This is a genomic window from Arthrobacter sp. H14, from assembly GCF_000520495.1.
Lineage (GTDB): Bacteria > Actinomycetota > Actinomycetes > Actinomycetales > Micrococcaceae > Arthrobacter_C.
In genome coordinates, this window is sequence record NZ_KI914698.1 from 1 (window position 1) to 9,573 (window position 9,573).

Annotated in this window: 11 protein-coding genes and 2 pseudogenes; 6 read left to right on the forward strand and 7 right to left on the reverse strand. The window is 64.3% G+C overall.

The window, feature by feature from the left end; all coding sequences use genetic code 11:
- Window positions 1-667: 667 nt before the first annotated feature.
- The 4 genes and pseudogenes from Y707_RS30220 to Y707_RS27985 all read left to right on the forward strand — a co-directional run.
- Window positions 668-1,121: pseudogene (locus Y707_RS30220) on the forward strand (transposase); the annotation flags it as partial.
- A 19-nt stretch (window positions 1,122-1,140) separates the two neighbouring features.
- The gene (locus Y707_RS0120460; RefSeq protein ID WP_253905286.1) at window positions 1,141-1,662 is read left to right on the forward strand and encodes an oxidoreductase dimerization domain-containing protein; all 522 of its coding nucleotides are present in this window, start codon (window positions 1,141-1,143) and stop codon (window positions 1,660-1,662) included.
- Window positions 1,663-1,767: 105 nt separating this feature from the next.
- A complete protein-coding gene (locus Y707_RS0120465; protein WP_026536442.1) occupies window positions 1,768-2,133 on the forward strand; it encodes a MerR family DNA-binding protein in 366 nt (121 codons plus the stop codon).
- 222 nt (window positions 2,134-2,355) lie between these two features.
- Window positions 2,356-3,129 carry a DUF427 domain-containing protein gene (locus tag Y707_RS27985; RefSeq protein WP_051442262.1) on the forward strand — a complete coding sequence of 258 codons (774 nt, stop codon included), beginning with the start codon at window positions 2,356-2,358 and terminating at the stop codon, window positions 3,127-3,129.
- Window positions 3,130-3,339: 210 nt separating this feature from the next.
- On the opposite strand, the gene Y707_RS0120475 is transcribed toward Y707_RS27985, so the two are convergent.
- The 6 genes from Y707_RS0120475 to Y707_RS0120495 form a co-directional block, all read right to left on the reverse strand.
- A complete protein-coding gene (locus Y707_RS0120475; protein WP_026536443.1) occupies window positions 3,340-3,627 on the reverse strand; it encodes a DUF427 domain-containing protein in 288 nt (95 codons plus the stop codon).
- Window positions 3,628-3,697: 70 nt separating this feature from the next.
- On the reverse strand, window positions 3,698-3,934 hold the full coding sequence (locus tag Y707_RS32315; protein ID WP_216699303.1) for an SDR family NAD(P)-dependent oxidoreductase: 237 nt from the start codon (window positions 3,932-3,934) through the stop codon (window positions 3,698-3,700).
- Complete coding sequence (locus tag Y707_RS27990; RefSeq protein ID WP_216699304.1) at window positions 3,931-4,473, reverse strand: SDR family NAD(P)-dependent oxidoreductase; 543 nt, start codon at window positions 4,471-4,473, stop codon at window positions 3,931-3,933. The genes Y707_RS32315 and Y707_RS27990 overlap by 4 nt, the downstream gene beginning before the upstream one ends.
- Window positions 4,474-4,515: 42 nt before the next feature.
- On the reverse strand, window positions 4,516-6,336 hold the full coding sequence (locus Y707_RS0120485; RefSeq protein WP_051442263.1) for a glycoside hydrolase family 15 protein: 1,821 nt from the start codon (window positions 6,334-6,336) through the stop codon (window positions 4,516-4,518).
- Between the two features lie 237 nt (window positions 6,337-6,573).
- Window positions 6,574-6,849 (reverse strand): hypothetical protein, encoded by a 276-nt coding sequence (locus tag Y707_RS0120490; protein ID WP_026536445.1) that lies wholly within the window; start codon window positions 6,847-6,849, stop codon window positions 6,574-6,576.
- Window positions 6,850-7,009: 160 nt separating this feature from the next.
- Entirely contained in the window at window positions 7,010-7,279 is a 270-nt protein-coding gene (locus Y707_RS0120495; RefSeq protein WP_026536446.1) for a hypothetical protein, read from the reverse strand.
- Between the two features lie 165 nt (window positions 7,280-7,444).
- Between Y707_RS0120495 and Y707_RS27995 the strand changes: the two are divergent.
- A pseudogene (locus Y707_RS27995) lies at window positions 7,445-8,056 on the forward strand (transposase); the annotation flags it as partial.
- Between the two features lie 637 nt (window positions 8,057-8,693).
- On the opposite strand, the gene Y707_RS0120505 reads toward Y707_RS27995, so the two are convergent.
- Entirely contained in the window at window positions 8,694-8,936 is a 243-nt protein-coding gene (locus Y707_RS0120505; RefSeq protein WP_026536447.1) for a hypothetical protein, read from the reverse strand.
- A gap of 302 nt (window positions 8,937-9,238) precedes the next feature.
- Here Y707_RS0120505 and Y707_RS33020 point away from each other — a divergent pair, with 302 nt between their 5' ends.
- Window positions 9,239-9,490, forward strand: a complete 252-nt coding sequence (locus tag Y707_RS33020; RefSeq protein WP_253905287.1) for a dihydroxy-acid dehydratase domain-containing protein — start codon at window positions 9,239-9,241, stop codon at window positions 9,488-9,490.
- The last annotated feature ends 83 nt before the right edge of the window (window positions 9,491-9,573 follow it).

A 9,573-nucleotide genomic window follows, 5' to 3' on the forward strand; every position in this document is an offset into this window, starting at 1 on the left:
AGGTGGTCGACCACGTCCAAGAGCCGGCCGGTGTGGGAACGGTTCGGGTCGGAGGTAAGGGAGCAATTGATGAGCAGGGCATTCAGGTTCTCGTAGCGGGGTGCATCCATGTGCGACTCCTTCGGAATGGGCCTGTCCGTGGGTGGCGGCCGGTGCCGCCTAGTCTGCCACCTCTGATCAGGGCTGTGGGTTTCACCGGCGGCGTGTTGTTACCGTCCGGCGGGGGAGCGAGCAGGGGGCCCACCCGGATGCCCGGAACTGTGTTCATTGCTTTTGCCGAACGGTTGCCCGCTGGCCCGAGTTTGCCTTGCCGTCGTGAACCTTCCGGTCGGTTTGGTCGGCCTGGTCTTGTCTGTGAATCGCAGCGGCATGTAACGGTGTTCTGGAGGTTGCCGTCCGGGACCGTCCACGGCATCCGGACGGCCTGGCTCTTGATCGTGATCCCACGCTCGCGCTCGATGTCCATCCGGTCGAGGTACTGCGCCCGGGCAGCGGGGGTGTCATATGGACTGTGGAAGTACGTTTCTTAGACTCTAGGTTTGGAGTCAGTTAGGAGCAGCACATGTCTCGGATGAAGAACGAAGCAAAAGCACCTGAGCGGTCCGCCGTCGATGGACCGCGGACCCGGGAATCGGAAGGCCTGTCCCGCGCCGCTGCGCGGGAGGTGATGAATGATGGGTTCCTTGATGATTTGATGGGTCGGGTCGATGATGGCGGTCTGGCTTTGACCGGTAAGGACGGGTTCGTGCCTGAGTTGGTCAAAGCAGTGTTGGAGCGGGGCCTGCAGGCCGAGCTGGCCGATCATCTCGGTTACGAGAAGCATGGCCGAGGCTGCGGGGAATTCACGTAATGGCACGAATCCGAAAACGGTGGGTACCGAGGTCGGTGAGATCGGTCTGGACACTCCCAGGGACCGTAACGGCACGTTCGAGCCTGCCCTGGTGCCCAAGGGCAGCCGGCGGGCCGGAGGCCTTGATGAGATGATTATCTCGCTCTATGCCGGTGGGATGACAGTTCGCGATATCCAGCAACATCTGGTCCGCACGGTGGGCACCGAGCTATCGCATGAGACGATCGCGAACATCACCGACGCGGTCCTTGACGAGGTCGCTGCCTGGCAGCAGGGCCGCCGGGGACTGCGTGGAGAAGTTCCACCGCGTCTCCCGCCGCCACGTACGGATGCCGCTGGGCACGCACGCCAACAAGGAGGGCCGCACCGCCGGGATCAACATTGGCGGCGGCTACGCCACCTTCCCCGGGGTGATCGGGACGGCCGTGACCAAAATCTGCAACGTGGAAGTCGGGCGCACCGGGCTCGGCGTGGGTGAGGCACGCGCCGCCGGCTTCGATCCCGTCACCGCGGTGGTCGATTCCACCACCCGGGCCGGCTACTACCCCGGGGCCAGGCCCATCCGCACCAAGCTCGTCGCCGAACGCGGCAGCGGCCGGCTCCTCGGGGCACAGATCGTCGGAGAAGAGGGCGCCGCGAAACGGATCGACGTGCTCTCCGTCGCCCTGTGGCACGAAACCCCCGTGGAGGAGCTGCTCAACATCGACCTGTCCTACGCCCCGCCGTTCTCACCGCTGTGGGACCCCGTCCTGATCGCCGCCCGCAAGGCGTGGCAAGCCGTCGAGGACGACCGGTCCCGGACCGAACCTTAACAAGCACGGCTGCCCCCTCGATTGGACACAGTGGCGAAGCTGTCCCTATAGAAACCTTTCACTAGTGTGGATTGTTTCAGGAACGTTCCACGATCGGGAGAAACTATGCGCATCGGTGAGGCCGCCGCAGCCGTCGGCATGACGGCCAAGGCACTGCTCTCACCGGCCGGGCGCTCCGCCAACGGCTACCGCGACTACCCGGAGGAGATCCTGGGGAAGCTCGGGCTCATCCGCCGCGGCAAGGACGCCGGACTGGCACTGGCCGAGATCCACGAGGTCCTCCGAATCCGCGACGCGGGCCAGGCGCCCTGTACCCACGTGGCCGATCAGCTGGCCCAGCAACTGGCCAGCCTGGACGAGCAGATCGTCGAGCTCACCGCTCTGCGGGAATCCGTGGCCGAGCTCCACGCAGCAGTCGCGGCGGGGAACCCCGACGAGTGCGACGCCCAACAGGTCTGCAGCTACCTGTGATCCTCGGTCTCGTCGCATCCTCCGGGCTCATAGTGTGCTCGTACCTGGGCTGTGGCCCCGCCCCTTTCGGTGGGGCAACCCCTTCCGCGCCCGCTTATCACGAGCGGACGGCCCGGCAGCGGGGTTGATCGAGTGCACCGCAGCTGGCAAAATAGGCGGACGCGCGAGGACGTCCACGCAGAGGCCCCCACGGCGCGGAGAACGACAACAGGAGGCAGTTCGATGGGACAGCAGGCGAGGGAACCGTTGCCGAGCGATCGTTGGGTGCGCGGGTTCGTGGGCGACACTCTTCTCGTGGACTCCCGCGAGCAGCTGCTCGTGTGGGAGGCGCAGCTGCCGGTCCCGCGGTACCTGTTCCGCAATGAGCACCTCCGCGCGGAACATTTGGTGCCGACCGGTGCGCCGGAGCAACGGGGCTACCACCACCCGAACTCCGAGGTCACCGCCTGGTTCGACGTCGTCGTCGGGGACCGCACCATCCGCCACGGGGCCTGGCGCAGAGAAGGTTTCGACGGCTGGACCGGAGTGACCTGGGAACGCGGCGCACTGGACCACTGGTATGAGGAGGACGTGGAGGTCTTCGAGCACCCGCACGACCCCTTCGTGCATATCGACGCCCTCCCCAGCTCACGCCTGGTGACGGTCCGCCACGGCGAGGTCGTGCTCGGCGAGTCCCGCCAGGCGATCTTCCTCTGGGAGACGGGCCTGCCGAGGCGCTACTACGTGCCCCGACAGGACGTGGACTTCGACCAGCTCACGCGCTCGGACACGGAGAGCATCTGCCCGTACAAGGGCTTCGCCACCGAATACTGGAGCGTGGCCGGTGAGCCGGAGCTGACCGACATCGCCTGGTCCTATCCCGAGCCGTTCTTCCCATACCGCAACATTGCCGGAACCATCGCCTTCCAACACGAGAGGCTCGACGTCTCCGTCGACGGCGTGCCCCAGCCACGCACTGTGCCGAAGCAGTGGTCAGCCCGGTCTCGACTGGAATGACAAGGTTTCAGTCGGGGTAACTACAACGTGAGATGAGGATCGGGTCCGCAGCGCGGTGAACCAGTCACAGCGCTGGGCCCGGGCTGCGTCCGAGACCATGTTGTACGGCATCGACCCCGGTCACACGCCGATGCAGACATCATCGGCAGTCCTCGCCCTTGCCGGCGTGCAACCTCACGAGTCAGCCCCGGTGCGGTCACGCAACGGGCCTCACTCCTCGATCGTGACGACGTCCCCGTAGAAGGCCACGCGGTCCTTGATGGACATCGCCGCGTCTTTGGGGTCCGGGTAGAGCCAGGCGGCATCCACGCTCTGCTGCCCCTCGGCCTTGAGGGTGTAGTAGTCGGCTGTGCCCTTCCAGGGGCACACTGAGTGGGTGTCGCTGTCCTTCAGGTACTGGTGTTCGACCGAGTCCTGGGGGAAGTAGTGGTTGCCCTCGACAACCACTGTGTCCTCGGACTCGGCGATGATGACTCCGTTCCACACTGCTTTGACCATGGCTGCTCCTTCGTTGTTGGTGATCGGTGTGCGCCGCGGCAGGGGCCGGGCGCATGTAGTCGGAACCGGGTCAGGCGCCCTGACCAGACATCTGCATCAGCCCGCCGTCCATTACGTAGGTCGCCCCGGTGACGTAGTCACCCTCCGGGGAGGCCAGGAACACGGCCAGCCGGCCGATTTCCTCGGGCTGGGCGGCACGTTTGAGGGGGATGCTCTTGACCTGTTCCTCGCGGTATTCCGGGTCGTCGATCGCTTTCTGGTTGAACGGGGTCAGCACCATCCCGGGTGCGATGTTGTTGACCGTCATCCCCATCTCGAGACCTCCAGCACGAGGGTGCGGGTAAGGTTGCGCAGCGCGCCCTTGGAGCAGTCGTAGTCCGCGGCCCCGGCACGGGCCTGCTCCTGGTGCACCGAGGTGATGTTGATGATCTTCCCCCCGCCGCCGGTCTGTTTGCGGTGGTTGATGAAGTGCTTGCAGCAGATCAGCTGCCCGATGAGATTGCTGCGCATCGTGGCCTCGAAGTCGGCGATCTCCAGATCGGCGACATAGGTTCCCGAGGCATCGACGCTGGCGTTGTTCATCAGGATGTCGATCCGCCCGAACGCCTCGAGTGCGGCCCGGAACCACTCCTTCACGGTGGCCTCGTCGCCGTGATCACCGTGGACCACGATCGCCCGGCGTCCCTGTGCCTCGACCTGTTCCCTGGTGGCGTTGGCCCCGTCCGCGTCCTCCAGGTAGTGCACGACGACGTCGGCGCCCTCTTTCGCGAACTCGATTGCTGTGGCCTGCCCGATGCCGGAGTCTGATCCGGTGATGAGGGCGATCTTGTCGGTGAGCTTTCCCATGTCCTTCTCCTTCTCTTGATGTGCTGCTTCCGATGTGGCTGGTCAGTGGTATTCGGCATCCTCGGCCTGGGCGATCGCCCAGGCAGCGTCCACGAGGCCGATGTGAGAAAGACCCTGCGGGAAGTTCCCGATCAGGGTCCGCTCGTGGATGTCGATTTCCTCGGAGAGTAGTCCCAAGTCGTTGGCGTGCGCGGTGACGGCATCGAAGATCTCCCGTGCCCTTTCGACCTGCCCGGCCATGGCCCGGCCCGTGGCCAACCAGTACGAGCAGATCACGAACGCTCCCTCGTCGCCGGCCCCGGTCCAGCGCTGGACCAACCCGTCCGTGGACAGCTCCCGTTCCACGGCATCCATGGTGGCGAGGATTCGCTTGTCATCGGCGGGGAGGAAGCCCATGACTGGCATCAGCAGAACGCCGGCATCGAGGTGGTCGGAGCCGAACGCTCCCGTGAACGCACCGGCCGAGTCGCTCCACCCGCGGTCCAGGATCGCGGCGCGGACCTCATCGCGCACGGTCTCCCACCGCTGCGCCTTCTCACCCGGGGCGTCCATCTGGGTGGCGAGTTTCACGGCCCGGTCCAGGGCCACCCAGCACATCAGCTTCGAGGTCAGGTAGTCCCGCTCTCCCTCGCGCCCTTCCCAGATGCCGGCGTCGGGCTCCTGCCACGTGGCCGCGGCCCGGTCGGCCACGGAGATTAGGAAGTCCGCCGTGGTCGGCGGGAAGTCGCCGAGCTGATAGCGCAGGATCCACGCGCACTCCAGGACCTCGCCGAGCACGTCGAGTTGCTTCTGCGTCCACGCGTCGTTGCCGATCCTTACCGGTCGGCTGCCGGCGTACCCGGCCAGGTGGTCGAGGGTGTGCTCAGTGAGGTCGTGCTCCCCGCCGATCCCGAACATGATTTGCAACGGTCTGCCGTCCCCGGGGCCTGCCGAGTCGGTGATCCAGTCGAAAAACCGTTGCGCTTCGTCCGGGCAGGCCGCCACCCACAGGGCCTTCAGCGTGAGACTCCCATCACGCAACCACCCGAACCGGTAGTCCCAGTTGGCGGTGCCGCCGATCTCCTCGGGCAAGGACGTCGTGGGGGCCGCGACCACCGCCCCCGTCGGCCGATAGGACAGGGCCTGCAGGACCAGGGCACTGCGCCGGACCAGGTCCCGGTAGGGGCCCTGGTATCCCTGGTGCATGGCGCTCCAGGACTGCCACCCCGCGACGGTGTCCTGCAGGGCCGGCGAGCCATCCAGCGGCGTGGTCGGCGGGTCGGTCGACTGGCGGTGGTGCAGGGCGAACGTGGCACGCTCACCCGCTCCGAGGGGAAAGCTGCCCACGGCTCGCGATCCTTCGATCTGCAGTTCGCGGTCGCCGGTAAGCAGGAGCCGGTCGGCGCCGCCGATGATGTCCACGCCCGCCGCCGTCCGCGCGATCATCGGGGTGACCAGCCCGTACTCGAAGCGGGGCACGATCTCCATTTCCACCTCGACCTCGCCCTCCAGCACTTCGAGCTGACGCACCAGAACGTGCGGGGAGCCGAACCCGATCTCGTGGCCCCGCTCCCCAGCCCCCAGCAGCAGGCCGTCGGTGACCCGCAGCACCCCGCTCTCGCACCGGAAGTCAGTCTCGACGACCATCGATCCCTCGACGTACCGGCGCTCCACCGAATATCCGGTGGCCGGGCGGATGGACCAGTGCCCGGCGTGCGGGTCCAGGAGCCGGCCGAAAACTGCGGGGGCGTCGAAGCGCGCGGGGCACCACCAATCCACCGAACCGTCACGGGATACCAGCGCCGAACCGTGGCAGTCCCCAAGCAGTCCGTAGTCGGATATCTCCGGCGCAGCGCGGTCCTCGTCGGGGGTCCTGGCATTCATGCATGTCCTCTCGTTCTGCCGGGGCGGTGGCTCCGACGTCGCGGGCCGTGACGAATGCCACTGCTGGGCGTTCGTTGATGGGTCACTGTCAACCTAAACCCTGCCCGTGGAGAAAGGTCAAGGGTGTGGGCGCATGCCAGCCGTACGCTTCGGCACCCACAGCGCCTCGTGGGCGCCGGGAGGAAAGAGTCGCAGCGGCCCCGGGCCGGAAGGTCCAGGGGCCCTGTGCCGGCACCCCTACTCGACCAGGGACGGAAGGCGACCCAGAGCGACGGACATCGCCGCAACGAGCACCAGCAAGAGGAGCGCCACGAGACGCGGCGGAACGCGAAATGTCCTCGCGACAGGAACGATGAACGGATCGGTGAAGTACCCCGCGAACGGGGCGATCCGTTTCTCGGGGTCGTGGGGTCCGGGCAGGTCCGGTAGCAGCACTCGCCAGACGAGCCAGAAGGCATAAAAACTGAGACCCGACTGGACTAACACCACCGCCACCTCGATCGTGTATTTCACGGGCACCCCCTGGCTCGAGTGAAGACTGTTTTGAAGTCGTTGCTGCTGCCGTGGCCCGGTGTCCGGCAACGACGGTGGTAATGAACTTTACCCGGACTCGTTCGCGTGCCTCCCACGGATGTCCGGCCCCGATGCAAACGGCCGTGGCTGGGCCGGGACCTCACAGGCTGGAGCAGTCGGCCACGTTCCACAACGCGGTGTGGGTCGCTCTGCGTTGAGCGAGGAACGCGTCAACGTGCGGCACGGAAAGCTCACCAAGACATATCCCTTCCGTCTCAAGCCAGCGACTCAGATGCGCCAGCAAATGGAATTGGTTCACTATCGACGCCGGGGTGAAACCCAGCCGTGATAGTTCGATCTCGAAACGCTCGGCATGTTCCGTCAGCGGCCCATGGATTTGGGGCCGGTACGCTCGCCTTATTGCTGTCATCAGGTGCTCCTTGTCTCCTCAATAGTTGAGGAGACAAGCTGATCACCAGCGCGTGATTATGCCGACCTTTCCGCCGCGAGCACCGCCTCAAACCTGGCATCGGAGAACAATGTCGGCATAACCACGACATCGGCATAACACGTATTATGCCGACGTCGGCATAATACGTGGGATATCACCAAACTGCCCGGACCGGTCAAAGGCAAGTACTACGACTGTTACGTGATGATTGATATCTATTCCCGCTACATCGTTGGCGCTCACGTCCACGCCCACGAGGCCGGGATTCTGGCGGTGGAGATGATGAAGGAAATCTTCGGCGTGCACGGCATCCCCCACGTCGTCCACGCCGACCGCGGCACGGCCATGACGTCCAAAACGGTTGCCGCCCTGCTGGCGGATCTGGAAGTGGTCCGGTCGCATTCGCGACCACGGGTCTCGAACGATAATCCCTTCTCAGAGGCGCTATTCAAGACCCTGAAGTTCGCGCCCGTTTTCCCCGAACGGTTCGGCTCGCTCGGCGACGCCAGGGCGTTCATGGCCGAATTCGTCGATGGTTACAACCATCATCACCGTCATACCGGAATCGGCCTGCACACCCCAGCCGACGTGCACTACGGACTCGCCGGCGCCAAAGCCACTGAACGGACCGCCGCACTGGCGGCCGCCCGCGCGAGGAACCCCGAGCGCTTCAACACCAACCACGACCCGAAAATCCTCACCCTGCCAAACCAGGCCTGGATCAACCAACCAACCCCCGAGAAGGAGGCCGCCTAACTCGCGCTGGCCTCAAACTCCTTGACAAATTCCGCACCTCCGAATAGCTACTGTTACCCCTACTCGCAGAGATGTGCCACTCATAAATGGACGGCATCAAATACTGAGGGAATCCTTCGGTGAGTGCCAGATGGGCCTCGATTTCGCTGGCACTTGCACCCGGTGGCGTCCACATGAAGTCATTGGTCATACATGCAAGCTACCAACTCCCCGACTCTTTGCGGCAGCCGTGCTACTGAGCGGATAAATTGGCCGGTTCGCATCGGCTGACCTCCCGTATGGCGAATTCTCGAAATCAGCAGGTTTAGCGGTCGATCATCGGGCGCCCCAGTACCCTAAAGACTGTCTGTGCGGATGCTGGAGCTGACATGACCGTGTATCCCGCCCGATCAAATGAGCGGTGAAGGTGCCGCAATGGCAACTCTATTTACGCCTCGCAACCCATGGGATGCAAGAGACGTGCCGAGACAGTTGTCAGTGGGATCAGTGGGAAGCGCAGCCACCGTCTCGCTACCCTGCTCTGCAAGTTCCGCTTCCGGGAACGATTGACAGTCTGAGTTGCAAGACAGGGCCGGCGCAGCCGATTCATATGCGCCCGGTTCCAGAAGCAAATTTGGGCGAGGTGTTCCGCGACTTCTTAAAGCCGTTGCTCAAGGTCCAGCAGATAGAACAAGTCATGGTTTTCAGTCTGACGGCGTGCTTCGCTCCGTTCGAGCGATCCTTTGTCTTCCTCCCAGAAGAGGGTGCAGCCTGCGTACTGCTCGGCGGCGGCTTTGGCCTCTCCCCAGCTGGAGTGCAGTTCTTCCTCCGGATCGGCATTGGCCGAATGAATTGAGCCGTTGTCACTTGGTCCGATGTTCAGGACGTATGCGGTGGTCATGATGACCTTCCTGTCTCTCCGGAGTTTCCGGGGTCGCTGCCATTGTTGGCATCTGGCCAGCTGGTCATGTGGGACGCGTGTGATTTTTATTTTGGGCCGGTTGAGCCGGCATGTCAGATTCGGCCGTTTGTGATCGGTCCGGACTTGTACACCTCAAGGGAATTCGCACCTGAATGAAGTGGCGGAGAGCGTTAAACAAGGAATTTATGAAGCCGGAGGCATTCCGCTGACCCTCCCGGTCGTCTCGAATGGGCGAGACGCAGGTACGCCCAACGGCGATGCTTTGGCGGAACATGGCGGCAATGGCTACGGAGGAGATGCTTCGCGCGAATCCTGTCGACGGTGCCGTCCTTCTGGGTGGCTGCGACAAGACGATCCCATCGCTGTTGATGGCTGTGGCATCCGTTGACCTGCCGACCATTGGAGTGCCCGGCGGACCAATGATCACCGGCACCTTTCACAGCCAGGCATTGGGATGCGGAACGGACGTGTGGCGGCTCAGTGAGGAAGTCCGGGGAGGCACCCTGACGCGGGAGCAGTTCCCTGAAGTCTGAGTCCTCGATGACGCTGCCATGTTCGAGGATGCCGGGCCGGCTGAGCAGGTGGGACAGCATCAAGCCGACTGGACCGCCTCCGA